Source organism: Frateuria sp., assembly GCF_035695185.1.
Classification (GTDB): domain Bacteria; phylum Pseudomonadota; class Gammaproteobacteria; order Xanthomonadales; family Rhodanobacteraceae; genus Frateuria_A.
In genome coordinates, this window is record NZ_DASSES010000103.1 from 1 (window position 1) to 21,183 (window position 21,183).

The 21,183-nt window shown below is 67.6% G+C and carries 14 protein-coding genes and 2 tRNA genes; 13 read left to right on the forward strand and 3 right to left on the reverse strand.

The window, feature by feature from the left end:
- The first annotated feature begins 336 nt into the window (after nucleotides 1-336).
- The 5 genes from murJ to ispH all read left to right on the forward strand — a co-directional run bounded on the left by murJ (nucleotide 337) and on the right by ispH (nucleotide 7,656).
- Nucleotides 337-1,944 (forward strand): murein biosynthesis integral membrane protein MurJ, encoded by a 1,608-nt coding sequence (murJ, locus tag VFH59_RS08025; RefSeq protein WP_325164364.1) that lies wholly within the window; start codon nucleotides 337-339, stop codon nucleotides 1,942-1,944.
- Between the two features lie 108 nt (nucleotides 1,945-2,052).
- Nucleotides 2,053-3,006 (forward strand): bifunctional riboflavin kinase/FAD synthetase, encoded by a 954-nt coding sequence (locus VFH59_RS08030; RefSeq protein ID WP_325164365.1) that lies wholly within the window; start codon nucleotides 2,053-2,055, stop codon nucleotides 3,004-3,006.
- A gap of 157 nt (nucleotides 3,007-3,163) precedes the next feature.
- Nucleotides 3,164-6,025, forward strand: a complete 2,862-nt coding sequence (ileS, locus tag VFH59_RS08035) for an isoleucine--tRNA ligase (RefSeq protein ID WP_325164387.1) — start codon at nucleotides 3,164-3,166, stop codon at nucleotides 6,023-6,025.
- 130 nt (nucleotides 6,026-6,155) lie between these two features.
- Nucleotides 6,156-6,650, forward strand: coding sequence for a signal peptidase II (gene lspA, locus VFH59_RS08040; protein ID WP_325164366.1), 495 nt, complete (start codon nucleotides 6,156-6,158; stop codon nucleotides 6,648-6,650).
- 43 nt (nucleotides 6,651-6,693) lie between these two features.
- Nucleotides 6,694-7,656, forward strand: a complete 963-nt coding sequence (ispH, locus tag VFH59_RS08045) for a 4-hydroxy-3-methylbut-2-enyl diphosphate reductase (protein WP_325164367.1) — start codon at nucleotides 6,694-6,696, stop codon at nucleotides 7,654-7,656.
- 112 nt (nucleotides 7,657-7,768) lie between these two features.
- Here ispH and VFH59_RS08050 read toward each other — a convergent pair.
- Nucleotides 7,769-7,844: transfer RNA gene (locus VFH59_RS08050), tRNA-Thr, on the reverse strand.
- 230 nt (nucleotides 7,845-8,074) lie between these two features.
- Here VFH59_RS08050 and VFH59_RS08055 point away from each other — a divergent pair.
- The 7 genes from VFH59_RS08055 (at nucleotide 8,075) to VFH59_RS08085 (ending at nucleotide 17,469) form a co-directional block, all read left to right on the forward strand.
- Nucleotides 8,075-9,952 carry a diguanylate cyclase gene (locus tag VFH59_RS08055; RefSeq protein ID WP_325164368.1) on the forward strand — a complete coding sequence of 626 codons (1,878 nt, stop codon included), beginning with the start codon at nucleotides 8,075-8,077 and terminating at the stop codon, nucleotides 9,950-9,952.
- A 129-nt stretch (nucleotides 9,953-10,081) separates the two neighbouring features.
- Entirely contained in the window at nucleotides 10,082-10,768 is a 687-nt protein-coding gene (locus tag VFH59_RS08060) for a GspH/FimT family pseudopilin (protein WP_325164369.1), read from the forward strand.
- A 23-nt stretch (nucleotides 10,769-10,791) separates the two neighbouring features.
- Entirely contained in the window at nucleotides 10,792-11,289 is a 498-nt protein-coding gene (gene pilV / locus VFH59_RS08065) for a type IV pilus modification protein PilV (RefSeq protein ID WP_325164388.1), read from the forward strand.
- Nucleotides 11,286-12,347, forward strand: a complete 1,062-nt coding sequence (locus VFH59_RS08070) for a prepilin-type N-terminal cleavage/methylation domain-containing protein (RefSeq protein WP_325164370.1) — start codon at nucleotides 11,286-11,288, stop codon at nucleotides 12,345-12,347. The genes pilV and VFH59_RS08070 overlap by 4 nt, the downstream gene beginning before the upstream one ends.
- 90 nt (nucleotides 12,348-12,437) lie before the next feature.
- Nucleotides 12,438-13,022: a pilus assembly PilX family protein gene (locus VFH59_RS08075; RefSeq protein WP_325164371.1), complete on the forward strand. Its 585-nt coding sequence runs from the start codon at nucleotides 12,438-12,440 to the stop codon at nucleotides 13,020-13,022.
- 66 nt (nucleotides 13,023-13,088) lie between these two features.
- Nucleotides 13,089-16,973, forward strand: coding sequence for a pilus assembly protein (locus VFH59_RS08080; RefSeq protein ID WP_325164372.1), 3,885 nt, complete (start codon nucleotides 13,089-13,091; stop codon nucleotides 16,971-16,973).
- 13 nt (nucleotides 16,974-16,986) lie between these two features.
- The gene (locus tag VFH59_RS08085) at nucleotides 16,987-17,469 is read left to right on the forward strand and encodes a type IV pilin protein (protein ID WP_325164373.1); all 483 of its coding nucleotides are present in this window, start codon (nucleotides 16,987-16,989) and stop codon (nucleotides 17,467-17,469) included.
- A gap of 204 nt (nucleotides 17,470-17,673) precedes the next feature.
- Here the strand turns inward: VFH59_RS08085 and VFH59_RS08090 are convergent.
- Nucleotides 17,674-17,748: transfer RNA gene (locus VFH59_RS08090), tRNA-Val, on the reverse strand.
- 105 nt (nucleotides 17,749-17,853) lie between these two features.
- Between VFH59_RS08090 and VFH59_RS08095 the strand changes: the two genes are divergently transcribed.
- Nucleotides 17,854-18,180 carry a lipid-A-disaccharide synthase N-terminal domain-containing protein gene (locus VFH59_RS08095; protein WP_325164374.1) on the forward strand — a complete coding sequence of 109 codons (327 nt, stop codon included), beginning with the start codon at nucleotides 17,854-17,856 and terminating at the stop codon, nucleotides 18,178-18,180.
- 147 nt (nucleotides 18,181-18,327) lie between these two features.
- Here VFH59_RS08095 and metH read toward each other — a convergent pair whose 3' ends face one another.
- Nucleotides 18,328-21,072 carry a methionine synthase gene (gene metH / locus VFH59_RS08100; protein WP_325164375.1) on the reverse strand — a complete coding sequence of 915 codons (2,745 nt, stop codon included), beginning with the start codon at nucleotides 21,070-21,072 and terminating at the stop codon, nucleotides 18,328-18,330.
- Nucleotides 21,073-21,183: the final 111 nt, after the last annotated feature.

The following is a 21,183-nucleotide window of genomic DNA, read 5'->3' on the forward strand; positions in this document are numbered from 1 at the left end:
TGCGCAGGCGGCGCTGCTCGGACTGGCGCGCGCGCTTCTTCGCGGACTTGATGTTGGCCAAGGTAGAACTCCAGAGAAGGCTTGGGTTGGAAAAAGACGGGCAATTATGCGGGCAATGCGCTGGCCGGTCAACTGTTTAGGCGGTATCGGCTCCGTGGGCACGCGCACCGGCAAAGGCGCGCGTTGCGCATGGGCGGCATCCCGCCCGCGCAGGGATGCGCCTCATGCAGGCAATCCGGCGCGCTCCCGGCCCGGCGTCGCCATGCCGGTGCTATCTGCACGCCCCGGCAGCCTGTCACACTACGGCCTTTGGCCGCGCCAGGTTCCGCTCCACGCATGAAATCCCCCAGCATGTTCCGCGGGCTGCTGTCCTTCAGCAGCATGACCATGATTTCCCGCGTGCTCGGCCTGGTGCGCGACATGGCCATCAACTCCGCCTTCGGCGCCAACGCGGCCACCGACGCTTTCTGGGTCGCCTTCCGCATCCCGAATTTCATGCGCCGGTTGTTTGCGGAGGGATCGTTCTCCACCGCCTTCGTCCCGGTCTTCACGGAGGTGAAGGAAAAGGGCAGCCACGCCGAACTCAAGGAGCTGATGGCGCGCGTGTCGGGCACGCTGGGCGGCGTGCTGCTGGTGGTGACCGCGATCGGGCTGATCTTCGCGCCGGAAGTGACCATGCTGTTCTCGCCGGGCGCGCTGGATGAGCCGAAGAAGTTCACGCTGACGGTGGAGCTGCTGCGGCTTACCTTCCCGTTCCTGCTGTTCGTCTCGCTGACCGCACTGTCCGGTGGCGCGCTCAACAGCTTCCATCGCTTCGGCCTGCCGGCGTTGACGCCGGTGATCCTCAACCTGTGCATGATCGCCGGTGCGCTCTGGCTGTCGAAATTGATCGAGCCATCGATCCTGGCGCTGGGCTGGGCGATCCTGGCCGCGGGCGTCCTGCAGCTCCTGTTCCAGCTTCCCGCGCTGCGCGGCCTGGACCTGCTCGCATTGCCGCGCTGGGGCTGGAGCCACCCGCAGGTGCGCCGGATCATGCGGCTGATGGTGCCGACGCTGTTCGGCTCCTCGGTGGCACAGATCAACCTGCTGCTGGACACGGTGATCGCCTCGCTGCTGATCGCCGGCTCGCAGAGCTGGCTGTCGCAGGCGGACCGCTTCCTGGAGCTGCCGCTGGGCGTATTCGGCGTGGCGCTGGGCACGGTGATCCTGCCGTCGCTGTCGCGCCACCACGTCACCACCGACCGCACCGGTTTTTCGCGCGCGCTGGACTGGGGCCTGCGCACCACGCTGCTGATCGCGGTGCCAGCGATGTTCGGCCTGATGCTGCTGGCCGAACCGCTGGTGGCGACGCTGTTCCAGCACGGCCGCTTCGACGCGTTCGACACGCGCATGGCCACGCTCTCGATCACCGCGCTGAGCTTCGGCCTGCCGGCCTTCGCGCTGGTCAAGGTGCTGCTGCCCGCGTTCTACGCGCGACAGGACACGCGCACGCCCGTGCGGGCGGGCGTGGCCTCGCTGGTGGCCAACATGGCGTTCAACGTGCTGTTCGTGGCGCTGCTGTTCGCGCTGTGGGCCACCCCGGCACAGAAGCAGGCGCCCTGGCTGCCGGCGCTGGCCCAGGTGCCCGGCCTGCACATGGCGCTGGGCATGGCCAGTGCGTTGGCCAGCTACATCAACCTGGGCCTGCTGTGGCGCTGGCTCAAGCAGGCGGGGGTGTACCAGCGCCAGCACGGGTGGGCGCGGCATTTCCTGCGCCTGGCGGTCGCCTGCGCGGCGATGGTGGCGGTGCTGCTGCTCGGGCGCTGGCTGTGGCAGGACTGGACGGCGGTGCCGACGTTCACGCGCGTCTGGCACCTGGCGGTGCTGGTCGGCGCGGGTGGGGCAACCTACGTGATGGCGCTGTTCGCCATGGGCTTCCGGCTGGGTGAACTGCGCGGCGTCTGAAGGGCCGGGCAGGCATCCCCCGGGGTGCGGTCATTCCGGCCTGCCCCTGGCGTGTTCCCGCGGGCGGGTGTGAACGGTCCGCGACAGGCGTCCGCTTATACTGGCCGGATGACGAGACTTTCCCGGGACCTTGCGGGGCCCTGCCTTGCCGCCGAAGGCAGCGTGGTGGCCATCGGCGCCTTCGACGGCCTCCATCGCGGGCACCAGGCCCTGCTGGCCGAGGTCCGCATTCGCGCCGCCGCACTGGACGCACAGCCGGCGGTGGTCAGCTTCGAGCCCCTGCCGCGCGCTTACTTCTCGCCCGTACCGGTGCCGCGGCTTTCCAGCGTGCGCGAGAAGCTCAAGGGCTTTGCCGCCGCCGGCATGGCGCGCGCGTTGCTGCTTCGCTTCAACGCGGCGCTGACGTCGATGTCCGCCGAGGATTTCGTGCGCCGCGTGCTGGTCGAGCGGCTGGCGGCCCGGGAAGTCTGGGTGGGCGAGGATTTCCGCTTCGGACACAAGCGGACGGGCGACGTCGCGCTGCTCGAACGCATGGGCGCGGAGCTGGGATTCACCACGCGGGTGATGCCGCCGGTGCTGCTCGAGGGCGCCCGCGTCTCGGCGACCCGGGTCAGGGCACTGCTGGCTGCCGGCGAGTTCGCCGGCGCGGCGCCCCTGCTCGGCCGGCCGTTCGTGATCGAGGGGCGGGTAGAGCGGGGCAACCAGTTGGGCCGCACGCTGGGGTTTCCCACGGCGAACATCCACTTGCGCGGGCGGGTCAGCCCCATCCTGGGCATCTTCGCGGTGCGCGTCGGCCTCGGCGAGGCGCCGTGCAGCTGGCCGGGCGTGGCATCGCTGGGCCTGCGGCCGACCGTCAACCAGGTCGCGCAGCCGGTGCTGGAGGTCTGCCTGTTCGATTTCGAGGGCGACCTTTACGGGCGGCGCATGGCGGTGGAATTCGTCGCCAGACTGCGCGACGAGCGCAAGTTCGACGGGCTGGAGGCGCTGACCGCGCAGATGCGGGAGGACGCCCGCCAGGCGCGCGAACTGCTGGGCATGAATCCGCGGCTGGCCGAGGCCTGAGCGGCCGGGCTCCGCAGGAGCGCCCCTGGGCGCGACCGATCTCCGGGGCGCCTCCTGCGGGGGCCGTCCTCTACCGCAACGCAGCAATTTCCACTATTTTCAACGGTTCGCCGGCGCGTACTGTGCCTTCCGGCGTCGCCCCATGGACAGCCCCCTCATGACGCACGACTACAAGAGCACGATCAATCTGCCGCAGACGGATTTCCCGATGCGCGGCGACCTGCCCAAGCGCGAGCCGCACTGGCTGGCCGAGTGGGAAAAGGTCGGACGCTACGCGCAGATCCAGCAGCATGCGGCGGGGCGCGAGAAGGCCTTCGTGCTGCATGACGGGCCGCCCTACGCCAATGGCGCGATCCACATCGGCCATGCGGTAAACAAGATCCTCAAGGACATGGTGGTCAAGTCCAAGCTGCTGGCCGGCTGCCGCTCGCCGTACGTGCCCGGCTGGGACTGCCACGGCCTGCCGATCGAGATCGCGGTGGAAAAGAAGCACGGCAAGCCGGGCGAGAAGCTCGACGCCCGCGCGTTCCGCCAGAAGTGCCGCGAGTACGCGCAGGAGCAGATCGACGGGCAGCGCGCGGACTTCAAGCGGCTGGGCGTACTGGGCGACTGGTCGCATCCCTACAAGACCATGGACTTCCGCTACGAGGCGGACATGTTGCGCGCGCTGGCGCGCATCGTCGCCAACGGCCACGTCGTGCGTGGCGCCAAGCCGGTGTACTGGTGCTTCGACTGCGGCTCGGCGCTGGCCGAGGCGGAGATCGAATACGGCGACAAGCAGTCGCCGGCGGTGGATGTGGCGTACGACGCGGTCGACCCGAAGGCGCTGGCCGGCAAATTCGGCGTGGACCCGGGCGATGCCGTCGTCGCCGTGCCGATCTGGACCACGACGCCGTGGACGCTGCCGTCCAGCCAGGCGGTGGCCTTGGGCGCGGACCTGGAATATGCGCTGGTCGAAGGGCCGGCGCGCGATGGCCGGCGCATGCTGCTGGTGATCGCCAGCGCGCTGGTCGAGCCGGCGCTCGGGCGCTATGGCGTCGAGCCCGCGCGCGTGCTTGGCCATGTCACGGGCGCCGAGCTCGACGGCATCGAACTCCAGCACCCGTTCTATTCCCGCAGGGTTCCCATCCTGCTCGGCGAGCACGTCTCCGCCGAGGACGGCACCGGCGCCGTGCACACGGCGCCGGACCACGGCATGGAGGATTTCATCGTCGGCCGTGACAACGGCCTTGGCACGCTCAACTACGTCGGCCCGCGCGGCGCCTACCGCGAGGACGTGCCGGTCGCCGATGGCCTCGCGCTGGCGGGCATGCACATCTGGAAGGCCAACGACGCCATCGTCGACCTGCTGCGTGGTCGCGGCGTGCTGCTCGCCCACGCGAGGATCGAACACAGCTACCCCAACTGCTGGCGCCACAAGACGCCGGTGATCTTCCGCGCCACGCCGCAGTGGTTCATCGGCATGGAGCAAGCGCAGCTGCGCGCCACCGCGCTCAAGGCGATCAAGGACGTGCGCTGGGTGCCGGGCTGGGGCGAGGAACGCATCGCCGGCATGGTCGCCGGGCGTCCGGACTGGTGCATCAGCCGCCAGCGGACCTGGGGCGTGCCGATCGCACTGTTCGTGCACAAGGGCACGCAGGAGCCGCATCCGGATTCGGTCGCGTTGCTGGAGCAGGTGGCGAGGCGGGTGGAGCAGGGCGGCGTGGATGCCTGGTACGAACTGGACGCGGCGGAGCTGCTGGGCGACCAGGCCGGCGACTACGAGAAGGTCACCGACATCCTCGACGTGTGGTTCGACTCCGGCGTCACGCATTTCTGCGTGATCGGCCAGCGGCCCGAGCTGCAGCAGGGCGATGCGGCGCAGTACCGGGTGATGTACTTGGAAGGCTCGGACCAGCATCGTGGCTGGTTCCAGTCCTCGCTGCTGACCTCCTCGGCGATCCGCGGTCGGGCGCCCTACGACGAGGTGCTCACCCACGGCTTCACCGTCGATGCATCCGGCCGCAAGATGTCCAAGTCCCTGGGCAACGTGGTCGCGCCGCAGAAGGTGATGGACACGCTCGGCGCCGACGTACTGCGTTTATGGGTCGCTTCCGCCGACTACCGCAACGAGATGTCGGTCTCGGACGAAATCCTCAAGCGCGTCTCGGACAGCTACCGGCGCATCCGCAACACCGCCCGCTTCCTGCTCGGCAACCTGGACGGCTTCGACCCGGCCAGGCACCTGCTGCCGGTGGATGAGACCCTGCCGCTGGACCAGTGGGCCGTGCAGCAGGCGTTCGACGTGCAGCAGGCGGTGATCGCCGCCTACGAGCGCTACGACTTCCCCGACGTGGTCGCGCGCGTGCAGAACTTCTGTACCAACGAGATGGGCGCGCTGTACCTGGATATCACCAAGGACCGCCTCTACACCATGCCGACCGACAGCCACGGCCGGCGCAGTGCGCAGAGCGCGATGTTCCGCATCGCCCAGGCACTGGTGCGTTGGCTGGCGCCGATCCTGGCCTTCACCGCCGAGGAGATCTGGCAGCACCTGCCCGGCGAGCGTGGCGAGAGCGTGCTGTTCGAGACCTGGTACGACGGCCTGGCGGCGACGCAAGGTTCGCCCGAGCAGCGCCGCTGGTGGGCCGACCTGTTGGCGATCCGCGAAGCCGGCGCTCGCGTGCTCGAGGGCATGCGCAAGGACGGCCGGATCGGCGCCTCGCTGGAGGCGAACCTGGCGATCCACGCCGACCCCGCCCTGGCCGAGCGCTATGCATCGGCGCAGGACGAGCTGCGCTTCTTCTTCATCACCTCCGAGGCCTCGCTGGCACCGCTGGCGCCGCGCCCGGCCGATGCGGCCAGGGTGGAACTGGCGGGTGGCGAAGCCTGGGTCTCGGCAACGGCGAGCGATGCGGCCAAGTGCGTGCGCTGCTGGCACCGCCGTCCCGACGTGGGCAGCCACCCGGAACATCCGGAGCTGTGCGGTCGCTGCGTCGAGAACGTGGCCGGGCAGGGCGAAACGCGCCGCTGGTTCTGATCACGCAAAGTTGCTCGCCCCGGGCGCGGGCCGCGGGACCGGGATCGAAGGCTGCCGCAGGCGCGCCCCTTCGACTCCCGCTGCGCGGCGCTCCGGGCGAACGGTTGGATGAATCGCTCTGGACAGGTCCATGTATCCCAAACCCAATGCCTTGCCCTGGCTGCTGCTTTCCCTGCTGGTCATCGGCCTCGACCAGCTCACCAAGCTCTGGGCGCTGCACGCCCTGCAGCCGGCCGGCATGCCACACGCGGTGATCCCCGGTGTCCTCAACTGGACGCTCGCCTTCAACACCGGCGCGGCTTTCAGCTTTCTGGCCCAGAGCGACGGCTGGCAGCGCTGGTTTTTCGTCGGCCTGGCGTTGCTGATCAGTGGCGCGCTGGTCGTGTGGCTGGCGCGTACCCCGCGCCGTGACTGGCGCACGGCCCTGCCGCTGGCGCTGATTGTCGGCGGCGCGCTGGGCAACCTGGTCGACCGACTGCATGCCGCGCAGGTGACCGACTTCATCCAGGTCTACTACCGGCAGTGGAGCTATCCGGTTTTCAACGTGGCCGATTGCGGCATCACGGTAGGCGCGGTGCTGCTGATCCTGTTCGGTTTCAGGAGCGGCAAGGCCAACGTGCGATAATCCGGCCGTTGTACAGAAACTCCCCCACTTCCGCGAAACGCCCATGGACATTCTCCTCGCCAACCCCCGCGGCTTCTGCGCCGGCGTCGACCGCGCCATCGCCATCGTCGAGCGGGCGCTGGAGTCCTATGGCGCGCCGATCTACGTACGCCACGAGGTGGTCCACAACCGCTACGTGGTCGAGAAGCTGCGTGCCGACGGCGCCATCTTCGTCGAGGAGCTGCACGAGGTGCCTGACGGCGCCACCGTGATCTTCAGCGCCCACGGCGTGTCCCAGGCCGTACGCGAGGAGGCTGGCCGCCGTGCCCTCAAGGTGTTCGACGCCACCTGCCCGCTGGTCACCAAGGTGCACATGGAAGTCGCCCGCCTGGGTCGCACCGGCCGCAGCGTGGTGCTGATCGGCCACGCCGGGCATCCGGAGGTCGAGGGCACCATGGGCCAGTGGAATCCGGCCAACGGCGGCGAGATCCTGCTGGTGGAGTCGGTCGAGGACGTGGCCGGGCTCGCGCCGCGCTTTCCGCAGCAGCTTTCCTACGTCACCCAGACCACGCTTTCGGTGGACGACACCAAGGCGATCATCGCGGCGCTGCGCGAGCGCTTTCCCGACATCGAGGGGCCCCGCAAGGACGACATCTGCTACGCCACGCAGAATCGCCAGGACGCCGTGCGACGGCTGGCCTCGGCGGTCGATCTGGTGCTGGTGGTCGGTTCGGTCAACAGCTCCAACTCGAACCGCCTGCGCGAACTTGCCGAAAAGCAGGGCGTGCGTGCCTTCCTGATCGACGGCGCCGAGCACATCGACCGCGCCTGGCTGGAGAGCTCGGCCCGCATCGGCATCACCGCCGGCGCATCGGCGCCGGACAAGCTGGTGCGCGACGTGATCGCCCGGCTGCAATCCTGGGGCGCGGGCGAAGTGCGCGAACTGGAGGGTGAGGCCGAGACGATCACCTTCGCCTTGCCGCGCGAACTGCGCCTGGACGGCGACAGCGTGCCCGCCAGCCTCTGAGCCCCGGCGCCCCGATACGGACGTACTCGCCACCCGGTCATCGTCCGGCGCATGCGCGCCGCTCCTGCTGGCGTCAAGAAAAAGGCCCGCTCGCGCGGGCCTTTTTGCGTACTGGTGCCGGAAATAGGATTCGAACCTACGACCTACGCATTACGAATGCGCCGCTCTACCAACTGAGCTATTCCGGCAAAGAGGCGGAAATTCTACGGATCGGTCGCCGTGCACGCAAGCGCGCGCGGCGTGGCAAGCTTGGGGACCGGAGGGGGTGGCGGATGGAGGTAGGGACGCCGCCCGCTACAGTTTTCCGCGTCGCCTGCCGTTAAGCGGGAGACACACCCGCCAGAGTTCGCCAGGGAAGGGCGCCCATCGGATTTTTGCCTTGCCCACACCGACAGCCAGAGTAAAACCGCTGCGGGCGGTGTCGATTCTCGTGGTCTGCCTCTTCCTGGGGCGGGCATTCGCCGGCGCGCCGTCCGAACAGGCGGCTGCCTTCGACCAGTACGCCGGCCGACTGGAGCGTGGCGAGATCTCGCCGGACAGCCAGGCGGGCGTGCTCGAGGCACTGGAGCACATGAAGGGCCTGGTGCCGCCGGGCGACGCGCGACGCATGCTTCGCTACCGCTACATGTATTGCATCCTCGGGTTGGACGCCCCGCCCGACCAGGGCATCGCCTACGCGGACAAGGGGATCGAGGATGCCAGGCGGCTGGGCTATTTCCAGGCGGAAATCAATTTCCATTTTTGCCGGGGAGCCAACCAGGAGGCACAGACCACGCCGCGTGATGCGCTGGCCGACTACGACGCCGGCATCGCGTTGGCGCGCGAGCACGAAGACCAGCGGCTGGTCGCCGACGGACTGACCTGGCGCGGCAGCGTGCAATCGCTGCTTGGCGAGCATGCGCTGGCGCTGGTGGACTTCCTCGAGGCGCAGAAGTTCTACGCCACCAGCGGGGCGCCGGTCGAGAGCGAGGAGAACCTGTTCAACATCGCCGTCGCCTATCGCCGGCTGGGCGAACAGGGACAGGCGCGGGAGTACCTGGACAAGTTGCTCGCCCAGGGCGAGCAGCGGCACGATCGGGCGCAGCAGCTTGCCGCCCACATGGAACTGGGTTTCCTCGAGAGCGAGGCGGGCCACCAGTCGGCGGCCGAGCAGCACCTGCGCAGGGCGCTGGTCCTCGCGCAGGCGGTCGACAACCGTTCCAGGGGGGCGAGCATCCACCTGGGCCTTGCGCAGGTCGACAATCTGGAGGGCCGCTACGGCGATGCGCTGAAGGAGCTGGCCAGGGCCACGCCTGGTTTTGCCCGCATGGGCGATCGCTCCAACCGCGACATGATCCTGCTGCAGACCGCCGAGGCACATGCAGGGCTGGGCCAGCACGCCAAGGCCATCGACGAGTACGACGGGGCGGAGAAGTTGCTGCAGCAAAGCGGCAACCTGCGCTACCTGGCCGAACTGCTCGATGCCCGCGCGCGAAGCTACCAGGCGCTCGATCGCCTGGACCTTGCCGTGGCGGACCTGCGCCGGCTGGTGACGGTGCACGAGGCGCTGGACCGCAAGGCGCACTCGGACAGCGCCACCCTGATGAACTATCAGTTCCAGACCGCCCGGCGCGAACAGGAGAACCGCCGGCTGGCGGCCGATCGCGCGCTGAAGGAGCAGCAGCTCCAATCGCTCGAGCGGGTGCGTCACTGGCAACGGCTGGCGCTGGTGCTCGGTGGCGTGCTGATCCTGCTGCTGCTTTGGCTGGCGGTGCGCCAGTTCCGGCGCTCGCGCAAGCTGCACCGCATGGCGATGACCGACCCGCTCACGGGCATCGCGAACCGGCGCCACATCGAGGAGCTGGCGCGGCATGCGCTTGCCCAGGCGGCGGCGAGCGGCGAGCCGTTGTGCGTGCTGGTGCTGGACGTGGATCATTTCAAGGCGGTGAACGACGCCTTTGGCCACGCCGTGGGCGACCAGGTGCTGGTGCGCGTGGCGCATGCGTGCAAGCAGGCGCTGCGCCGCTTCGACCTGCTTGGCCGGATGGGCGGCGAGGAGTTCCTGGTGGTGCTGCCGGACACCACCATGGAGGTGGCTCAGCACATCGCCGAGCGCCTGCGCCGCAAGGTCGAATCCCTGCCGATGGCCAACCTGGCTCCCGGACTGCAGATCACCGCCAGCGTCGGCGCCGCACTGGCCGACCATGACGCCGACGATCTGGCCGAGCTGGTCCGCCGCGCCGACAACGCGATGTACCGGGCCAAGGACGCGGGACGCAACCGCGTAGAAGTCGGGACCCGCGCCCAGATCGTGTGACGCAGGCCACAGCTGGCCGGCCATCAAGCGCCGCTCGTCGGAAAAATCCTGCCTTTCGTCCGCCATGGTCTGGCAGCTGGCGCCTGCTTGCCTATGCTGGAGCCAGGGGAAGTCCAGAAGGGGACTCGAATGAATCGTTTTGCGCGCAGCCAGCGCGGCGTCTCGTTGGCCGGGAGGACCGTTGCGGTCGTCTCGCCCCGCGCCACCCTGGCCGGCACGGCTTCATGGCAGGGCAGGCCCCGCCGGACCACGACCGAATCAGGCGCTCGCGCCACACGTGGCGCGAAGCAGGCCGGTTTCACGCTGGTGGAGTTGCTGGTCGCGCTGATGGTGGCGGCCATCCTGGTCGTCGTCGCGGTCCCCAATTTCCGCTCGATGATGCTCGCCAACCAGCTGACCACCCGCGCCAACAGCGTGCTGGGGGCACTCAGCGCGGCGCGAATGGAGGCGATCAAGCGCAACACCAGCGCCATGGTGTGCGGGGACGCGGCCTCGGGCGGCAGCGATCCGTTGAGCGCAGCCTGCGACGCGCTGCCCGCGAGCGAGCGTGCCGGCGCGGTGTTCCTGCTGGTGGCGTCCAAGGCGACCTCGATCCAGGCGGGCCTGGGTGCCGGCTCGCTGACCATGGACGGCGGCTTTGCCGCGGTCCGCTTCGGTGGCGATGGCCTGGCCCACCCCGCCGGCAGCAGTGCGCCGTTCGACGACACCGTGGTGGACCTGTGCACCGCCGCACTCGGCAAGGACAACCACCGCAAGTTGACCCTGTCGGCCGGGTCCATCACCCGCATCCAGACCCTTTCCGGAGCGTGCAGCTGATGACCGGGAACGCCTTTCGCACCATGCCCGGCCGCGGGCGGCCACGGCCCGGAGCCCAGCCGAACGGGCGGCGACAAGCCGGCGTGGGCCTGATCGAGGTCATGGTCGCCATGCTGATCCTGTCGATCGGGTTCCTCGGCGTGGCGGCGCTGCTGGCCACCTCGCTGTCGACCAACAACAGTGCGATGGCCCGCAGCATGGCCACGGTCAGCAGCTACTCGATCCTCGACGCCATGCGTGCGGACCTGGCCAACGCCCGGGGCGGCAGCTACAACGCCACCGTGACCGCCTCGAAGTGTTCGGCGGTCGCCGCGACCGGTCTCCCGGGGGCGCAGCTCAAGGTCTGGTGCGGGCAGCTCGGGCAGAACCTCGGGGCGCTCGACAGCACCAAGGGGACCATCGCATGCAACGCCGCGGGCACGTCCTCGGCGGATTGCCAGGTGACCGTCACTTTCGACGACAGCCGGTCGGGCGAGGGCGGCAGCGACCAGCAGCAGATCGTTACCAGGGCCATGCTATGAGCAACCGTCGGATCCAGGGCAGCCGGCAGCCGGCAGCGGGTCGCCGTCGTCGCGGGCGTGGCTTCAGCCTGATCGAGCTGATGATCGCGATGGTGCTCGGGCTGGTGGTGACCGCCGGCGCGATCAGCGTCTTCGTCGCGAGCCGCCGCACCTACCAGGCCAACGAGGGCCTGAGCGGCGTGCAGGAAAATGCACGCATCGCGTTTGAACTCATGGCCAGGGACCTGCGCCAGGCGGGCCTGACCGGCTGCAACACCAATGGCCGCTTGGCCAATGTGCTCAACAATGGTCCGAATGGACCCGCTTACGACCCGGCCGTCGACTGGTTCCTGAACTGGGACAACGCGGTGCACGGCTATGACGCGGGGCAGGATGACCCGGCCGTAGTGACCGGAACGGCGGAACGTCAACGTGTCGCCGGCACCGATTCCGTGCAGCTGGTCGGTGCCAAGGGCCTGGGGCTGAGCGTCGCGGAAACGCCCAGCGGCCCGGCGGCCAATTTCAAGTTGAGCGCCACCACCAGCGACATCGTCGACGGCGACATTGTGGTGGTGTGCGACCCCGACCATGCGGCCGTCGTCCAGGTGACCGTGCAGAACGGCAGCAACGTGACGCTCGTGCACAACAACGGCAGCACGGTGTCGCCCGGCAACTGCTCCAAGGGGCTCGGCTTCCCCACGGTGTGCACCACCAACGGCAACGAGTACACCTTCGACCGCAACTCGGCGATCTCCAAGATGGTCGCCACGGACTGGTACATCGGCAACAACGCCGACGGCGGGCGCTCGCTCTACCGCATTGCGATGATCAACCAGGCGGGCGTGCCGACGACCCAGGCGCAGGAGATGGTGCGCGACGTCACCAACCTGCAGGTGCAGTACCACCCGAAAGGGGGCGCGGACTTCGTCGACGCCGCGTCGGGTCCCGCCTGGACGTCGGTGGACGCCGTGCGGGTCACCCTGACCCTGCAGAGCACCGACAAGCGAGCCGGCACCGGCTTCGCACCGATCCAGCGCAGCTTCACCTCGACGACCGTGCTGCGCAACCGGACCAACTGAGCGATGGGTTATTCGGAGACAACCATGCTGACGGCCCTTTCCAGCCCATCGCGCCGGTCCGTTACCGCTGGTGCGGCGAATCCGGCGCCCGTGCGTCGACGTCACTCCCGTGCCCGCAGCGCGGGGCGCCGGCAGCGCGGCGCGGCGCTGGTGATCGCCCTGATACTGTTGATCGTCATCACGCTGGTGGGCTTTGCCGCCGTGCGCGGAACCATCCTGCAGCAGAAGATGGCATCCAACCTGTACGACCGCGAGATCGCGTTCCAGAGCGCCGAGGCAGCACTGCGGGTCGCCCAGCAGCGCATCCTCACCCATCCCGGTGAGCTGGCCCGCAACTGCCAGGCGGGCGGCGTGGTGTGCGAAGGCAACCCCTTCGACGACCCGAACCTCGACCAGGACAAGATCGTCACCGTGCCCGAAGGCACGGCGAGCGGACAGTTCAGCGCGTCGAGCGTCGCCAGCGGGCAACCGCAGTACGTCGTGGAGAACATGGGCAGCTGGGCCGATCCGGATTCGGACACGGGCTTCAACCAGAGCGCCAATGCCGCCCAGTACGGCGCCCAGGGCAAGTCCAGCACGGCCACCTTCTATCGCATCACCGCCCGCAGCGGCGATCCGTCCACGGTCGACAACCGTGCGGTGGTCACCCTGCAGGCGATGGTCAAGCAGAACTGACGACCGGTGCATGCCGGCCGTGCGTGGACATCCGCGCATAACGTTTAGATCGGGAGTGATCTCTCTATGAGCACCGCCTCACGCATCCGCAGCAAGACGGCCCGTTTCGTCGCCCGGCTGGTGTCGGTCGCCGCCTGCATCTGCGCCGTCGGCGCGGCGTACGTTCCGCCGGCGATGGCAGCGACCAGTACCGCGGTGCCGCTGGACCAGCAGCCGCTCACGGTGCAGAACCCGTTGCCACCGGACATCGTGCTGATGCTGGACGATTCCGGGTCGATGCTTTGGGACGTCATGCCGGATTACTCCGACCTGTCCAGTACGGCCGCAGCGGCGCTCGTCAACTCGGACGTCAACGGCGTCTACTACGACCCGACCCAGACCTATCGGCCGCCCTACAAGGTCGACGGCACGCGCTATCCGGATGCCAGCTTCACCGCGGCGTGGGTGAACGGGTTCAAGCAGGGCCAGGGGACGGTGAACCTGTCGACGTACGACGGTCACAGCGACACCAGTACGGCCAGTTACGGCTACAGCAAGGTGCCGTATTCGGATGTCAGCTACTACACCACCACCGTCGCTGCGAGCAGCGAAAGCCAGTGCGCCTCGGCGGCCAAGGACCAAGGGGCCACGGGCTACGACTACAGCAGGAGCTGGTCCTACAACAACGGCTGGGTCTGGACCTGCACGCTTCGCTTCCTGCAGCACGCCTGGTTCCAGTACGCGACCGGCTCGACCAATACCTTGCACTACGTGGCCGCCTCGTCGTGCGGCACGCAGTCCAACTGCGTCACCGCCTCGGACACTTCCGGTGTCGCCGCCCCTTCGGGGGTAGCCGCAGGCACCAACATCGCGAACTGGTTCGCCTACTACCACACGCGCATCCTGATGGCCAAAAGCGGGCTGATGAATGCGTTCAACGATCTCGACCCTGCCTACCGCCTCGGCTTCGCCTCGATCAACAACTCGAACGCGGACGACATCACGGCGCTGGGTAGCGGCAACTACACGACCAAGAACTCGCTGAACATCGCGAACGTCGCCCCGTTCGGCGACGGCAGTGCGGGCACCCAGCGCGCCAATTTCTGGAAATGGGTAGAGGACCTGACACCCCCTCACCAGGGCACGCCGCTGCGCAAGGCCCTGGATGCCGTCGGCCAGTATTACCAGACCAAGCAGCCGTGGGAGACCTCCACCTCGGACGACACCTGCCACGCGTGCCGGCTTGCCTACACCATCCTGACGACGGATGGCTTCTGGAACGGAAGCGACCCCGGCGTGGGAGATGTCGATGGCGTGGATGGACCCAAGATCCAGGGCCCCTCGGGCCTGGCGGGCCAGTACACCACGCGATTGCCGTACGTCGATCAGGGTACGGTCACGCAGACCTATTCCTCCAGCGTCTACACGGCTGCGGACTGCAAGGCCTACTACAACTCGATTACCGGAACCGACAACGGCTACCAGGACAGTTACTTCAGCCCACCCAACAGGAGAGGCCGAAAAGGCACCTGCTCGTTCACCTGGACCGGCCCGGGCCCCGGCTACTCGGACACGCTCGCCGACGTGGCCATGAAGTACTGGGCAAACGACCTGCGCACCGACATCGCCAACGAAGTGCCGACCAGCGCCCAGGACAGTGCCTTCTGGCAGCACATGACCACCTTCACGCTGGGTCTGGGCTACCCGGCGGTCGACGGCGACAACAACAACGCCAAGCTGGATATCGACGGCATCACGAGCTGGGCCAACACCGGCGTCAAGCCGGCGGACCTGACCTTCAACGGCTGGCCCAAGCCTTCGGCCGACAGCATCAACAACATCTCGGACATGGCGCATGCCGCGATCAACGGCCACGGCGGCTTCTATTCCGCTGATGACCCGGAGTCGTTCCGCAGCTCCCTGGCCAGCGCACTGACCCGCGCCTCACAGCGCAACGGCACCGGCGCCAGCCTTGCCGCCAACTCGACCGAACTCAAGCAGGGCACCTTCGCCTTCCAGGCCAAGTACGTCACCAGCGTGTGGACGGGTGAGCTCAATGCGCTGACCGTCGATCCGACCAGTGGCGCCATCGCCGAGCACCCCACCTGGAGTGCCTCCAAGGTGCTGCCGGCCGCGGCCGATCGCAACATCTACTTCTCGACCGGCACTTCAATGGTGGCGTTCAAGAACGGCGGCAGTGGGGCGCCTCCCACCGCGCTCACGTCCGACGAGCAGGCGGCGCTGGGCAGCTCGGCCGACGACCGCGCGAAGATGATCGACTACCTGCGTGGAGATTCCGCCAACGAACTGCGCAACAGCGGCAGCTTCCGCAACCGCACCACGCCGTTGGGCGACATCGTCGATTCGCAGCCGGTCTTCGGTGGCCCCCCCAGCGCCAACCAGTTCGTCGGCAAGACCTTCAGTGGATCGGACAAATTCGCGACCTACGCCTCCGACAACGCCTCGCGCGAGAGCCTGATCTACGTGGCGGCCAACGACGGCATGCTGCATGCGTTCAATGCCGATACCGGTGTGGAGAAGTTCGCCTTCCTCCCGGCGGCCGTGCTCACCGATGGCGCGGACCTGGCCGATGGCACCCGTCGAGGCCTCAGCGTGCTCTCGCACACCGACTACGGTTCGGACACCACGCTGGGACGCCATCAGTTCTTCAACGATGGCGAGCTGACGATCGCCGATGCCTACTTCGGCAGTGCGTGGCATACGGTGCTCGTCGGCACGACCGGGCGCGGCATGGCCGAGGCCATTTACGCGCTGGACATCACCGACCCGACCGACATCAAGTTCCTGTGGGAGCGTTCGGCGCACGACGGCCAGAGCACGAGCGATTACATCGGCCAGATGACCGGCAAGCCGGTGATCGCGCAGACCGAGGATGGGGGCTGGTCGGTCCTGATGGGCAACGGCTACAACAGCAAGAACGGCAAGGCGGCGCTGCTGCAGTTCGACCTCGCCGACGGCACCTTGCACGTGCATACGACCAACAGCTCGACAAGCAACGGCCTCGCCGCACCCGCGGTGTGGATCGGTTCCCGTACCGACGCGATCAGCACGGTGGCGTACGCCGGCGACCTGCTGGGCAACGTGTGGTCGTTCGACCTGTACGACGAGGCGAACAAGAAGGCCGACACCGGCAGCAGCGGAACACTCGTGTACGTTGCGCGGGACAGCAGCGGCGTCCGTCAACCCATCACGGGCGGCATGCTCGCCGGCCGCAATCCCGATACCACCGACCTCTGGGTCTTCTTCGGGACCGGCCGCTACCTGGCCTCGGACGACCTGACCGACGGTCAGTTGCAGACCTGGTACGGGCTGATCGTCGAATCGACCACGACCGGGCGGGCGGTCACGGCCACCTCCACGCGAACCTCGCTGACCCAGCAGACCATCCTCGCCCAGACCGCGGGCAGCAGCGTCACAACCACCAACCCCGACGGTACGCAGCAGACGGTTGTCACGCTGCCGGCGCGTGTGGTGTCCACCAATGCGCTGGGAGACCACTCGGGTTGGTACCTCGACCTGCAAACCCCGGTCCTGGACGACAGCGGCAAGATCACCGGCTATGACCCGATCGGTGAGCGCATGGTGACGCCGAGCCAGTTCCAGGGCAGCCTGCTGGTTGGTACGACGCGTCTGCCCAAGGCCCTCGACGTGTGCAATCCATCGGGCAGCGGCTGGATCATGGCGGTCGATCCGTTCACCGGCGGCAACCCGGATCCGGACTTCTTCGACCTCAACGGCGACGGGGTCATCGACTCGGCGGACCGCGTCACGATCGACGGCAAGGAATATGCGGCGGCCGGCGTGGGCTTCAGCTCGTTGCCCAACAACCCGATTTTCGTGGGCGGCCAGATGTTGACCAGCTTCGACAACGGCACCACCAGCAGCATCCATACGTCAGGCGCCGGCTCGTCCTTCAAGCGGGTGTCCTGGCGCGAGCTGATCAGTGATTGAGGAAAGGCACACCATGTCCCAACGTCAAGACGTCCGTACCCTGGCTTGCCCGGCAGCACCGGGCTTCAGTCTGATCGAGCTGATGGTGGTGCTGGCGATCGTAGCGATCCTTGCCGCGATCGCCTATCCGTCCTACACGAGCCACCTGGTCAAGGCGCACCGGGTCGCGGCGGCCGGTTGTCTGTCGGAGTATTCCAACTACATGGAACGCTTCTATACGACCAACCTGAGCTACGACAAGACCAGCGCCGGCGTCGACGCCAACGACCCATTGCCCGTGCTGGGCTGCGCGGCGGCCAGCGAGACCGGCCAGTACTACAAGTACGACTATCCCGCCGACGGCTCGACCACTGCGCTGGCGGCGGGCTCCTACACGATCGAGGCGGCGCCCCTCGGTGCGCAGAAGGCAAGGGACACGCAATGCGGCACGCTGTCCATCGACCAGACCGGCAAGCGCGAGGTCAGCGGCTCCGGGACCGTCCAGCAGTGCTGGTAAGTGGAAGAAGGGGGGCCTGACCGGCCTTGCCTTGAGGCTGCGGGCGTTTCGGCGGAGTCGATGCCGCATCGGCCTCCGGGCTGGCCGGCGACGGCTCGGCGCCCGGCCACGACGCCCACTGGGCCGTGGTGGCCCCTGCGCCTGGGGCAACAAAAAGGCCCCCTTTCGGGAGCCTCTTGCCATTGTCGCCAATGGGTGTCCAGTTGGTGGGCGGTGCAAGGATCGAACTTGCGACACCTGCCGTGTGAAGGCAGTGCTCTACCGCTGAGCTAACCGCCCGCCGGGAGCGCGCAACTATACGGGCCCTTGCCGGCGTGGTCAATGGCCACGTCGGGCTCGGGCCGGGTTGGGTAGAATGCCCGGCTTTCAGGCAGGCGCCACCCCATGGAACTGATCGCCCCCATCCTGCACGCGTTGCAGCATTTCCAGCTGACGGCTTGGAAGCTGGTCGGTTTCGCCGGCACCTTCATGTTCACCAGTCGCTGGTTCGTGCAGCTGTATTACACGCGCAAGTACAAGCGCGTGGTGATGCCGCTGTCGTTCTGGTGGCTGTCGGTGATCGGAAGTGCGCTGTTGCTGGCGTATTTCACCGTGGGCAAGAACGACTCGGTGGGGATCCTCTCCAACTTCTTCCCGGTCTTCGTGTCCGTCTATAACCTGGTGGTGCACCTGCGCCACCGCAGGACCAGTGCCACAGGCGGCGAAGTCTGAGGTGGTCGCGAGGGGACTTGCTACGGTTGGGTCCGTGGTGGCGGGGCCGTAGCATCCGGTCGCGCACAGGTGCGCTCCCACAGCGTACGCATTGCTCTTGCGGGGGTGCCGGGGCGCGACGATGGCATCACGGTCCCGCCCCGGGTCTCAGTCGGGGTCGTAGTCCAGATTGGAGGCCAGCCAGCGCTCGGCCTCTTCGCGGCTCCAGCCCTTGCGCCTGGCATAGTCCTCGACCTGTTCGCGGGTGAGCCGCCCGACCACGAAGTACTGGCTGCCGGGGTGGGAGAAGTACCAGCCCGATACCGCCGCAGCGGGATACATCGAGAAACCTTCGGTCAATTCGATGCCGGCATGGGTCGGGGCGTCGAGCAGGCGGAACAGGGTGGTCTTCTCGGTGTGGTCGGGGCAGGCGGGGTAGCCCGGGGCAGGGCGGATGCCCTGGTACGTCTCGGCGATCAATGCCTGGTTGTCCAGCGCCTCGTCCGGTGCGTAGCCCCAGAACTCGCGGCGCACGCGCTCGTGCATGCGCTCGGCGAAGGCCTCGGCAAGGCGGTCGGCCAGGGCTTTCAGGACGATGGAGGAATAGTCGTCGTGCTCGGCGTGGAAGCGTTCGAGGTGCGGCTCGATGCCGAGTCCCGCGGTGACCGCGAAGCCGCCGATCCAGTCGCGCTTGCCGCATGTCCTGGGGGCGATGAAATCGGACAGGCAGAGGTTGGGGCGCTCGACCGGCTTGTCGGCCTGCTGGCGCAAGTGGTGGAGCACTGTCTTTCCGGTGGTGGATCCGTCCGGCAAGCCCTCGTCCCCTACCCGTGACCCCTCGCCCGAGGGGACGGGGCCCACGTCCAGCTCGATGTCGTCGCCCACGCTGGCGGCTGGCCAGAAGCCGATCACGGCACGGGCGGTCAGCCACTTTTCGGCAACGATGCGGTCGAGCATGTTCTGTGCGTCTTTGAACAGCTCGGTCGCCTGCGGCCCGACCACCTCGTCGGTGAGGATCGCCGGATAGTGTCCGGCCAGCTCCCAGGCCTGGAAGAACGGCGTCCAGTCGATGTAGCCGCGCAGCTCGGCGAGGTCATAGTCGTCGAATACGGTGATGCCTGGCCTCACCGGCTGGGGCGGCTCGTAGCTGGCCCAATCGCAGGTGAAGCGTTGAGCGCGGGCCTTCTCCAGCGGCACCAGCTGTTTCCCCGGGCCGCGGTGACGGTGGCGCTCGCGTACCTCGGCATATTCCGCGCGGATCTTCGCCATGAAGGCGTCGAGCAGGTCCTTGCTGACCAGCGACTGTGCCACGCCGACCGCGCGCGAGGCATCCTTCACCCACACGCACGGTGCCTTGTAGTGCGGCTCGATCTTGAGCGCGGTATGCGCGCGCGAGGTGGTCGCGCCGCCGATCAGTAGCGGCACGGTAAACCCCTGGCGCTGCATTTCGCGTGCGACGTGGCCCATCTCCTCCAGCGAGGGCGTGATCAGCCCGGAAAGACCGATCATGTCGGCCTTCTCGGCGATCGCCGTCTCCAGGATCTTCTGCGCGGGCACCATCACGCCGAGGTCGACCACCTCGAAATTATTGCAGCGGAGCACCACGCCCACGATGTTCTTGCCGATGTCGTGCACGTCACCCTTGACCGTGGCCATCACGATCTTGCCGTTGTTCTTGCCGGCGTCTCCGGTACGCAGCTTTTCGGCCTCGATGTAGGGCAACAGGTAGGCGACCGCTTTCTTCATCACGCGCGCGGACTTGACCACCTGCGGCAGGAACATCTTGCCGGCGCCGAACAGGTCGCCGACGACGTTCATGCCGTCCATCAGCGGACCCTCGATCACATCGAGCGGCCGCGCGCATTGCTGGCGCGCCTCCTCGGTGTCTTCCACGACGAACTGGTCGATGCCGTGGACCAGGGCGTGGCTGAGCCGTTCGCGCACGGGCTTGTCGCGCCAGGCGAGGTTCTCGACGACGGCCTCGCCCTTCTTCTTGCGGTAGTTGTCGGCGATGTCCAGCAGCCGCTCGGTGGCATCGGGGCGGCGGTTGAGCACCACGTCCTCGACCCGCTCGCGCAACACCGGGTCGAGTTCGTCGTAGATGGCCAGCGCACCGGCGTTGACGATGCCCATGTCCATGCCGGCCTTGATCGCGTGGTACAGGAACACCGAATGGATCGCCTCGCGTACCGTGTCGTTCCCGCGGAAGGAAAACGACACGTTGGAAACGCCACCGGAAACGTGACAGGCCGGGAAACGCCGTTTCAGTTCGCGTGTCGCTTCGATGAAGTCCACCGCGTAGTTGTTGTGTTCCTCGATACCGGTCGCGATGGCGAAAATGTTGGGGTCGAAGATGATGTCTTCGGGCGGAAACGCGACCTGTTCGGTGAGCAGCCGGTAGGCGCGGGAACAGATGTCGATCTTGCGTTCGGCGGTGTCGGCCTGGCCTTCCTCGTCGAACGCCATCACCACGGCGGCCGCTCCGTACTGGCGCACTTTCCGCGCGTGCTCCAGGAACGCCTCCTCGCCTTCCTTCATCGAGATGGAGTTGACGATGCCCTTGCCCTGCAGGCAGCGCAGGCCCGCCTCGATCACGCTCCACTTGGAGGAGTCGACCATCACCGGCACGCGGGCGATGTCCGGTTCGGCAGCGATCAGGTTGAGAAAGCGCACCATCGCCGCTTCGGAGTCGATCAGGCCCTCGTCCATGTTGACGTCGATGATCTGCGCGCCGTTGGCGACCTGCTGGCGCGCGACCTCGACCGCTTCCTCGTAGCGGTCTTCCTTGATCAGCTTCCTGAACTGGGCCGAGCCGGTGACATTGGTGCGCTCGCCGACATTGACGAACAGCAGGTCGGGGGTGAGGACCAGCGGTTCGAGACCGGAGAGTCGCGTGTGGCGAATGATGGTCATGCTTTTGCTTTCGCTTCCTCTCCCTTTCGGGGAGAGGATTGAAGTGAGGGGGCGTGGCTTGCGGGGAGGCTCGAAAGAGCGGGCTTTGATGCCTGGCCGTCGCCAGGGTCG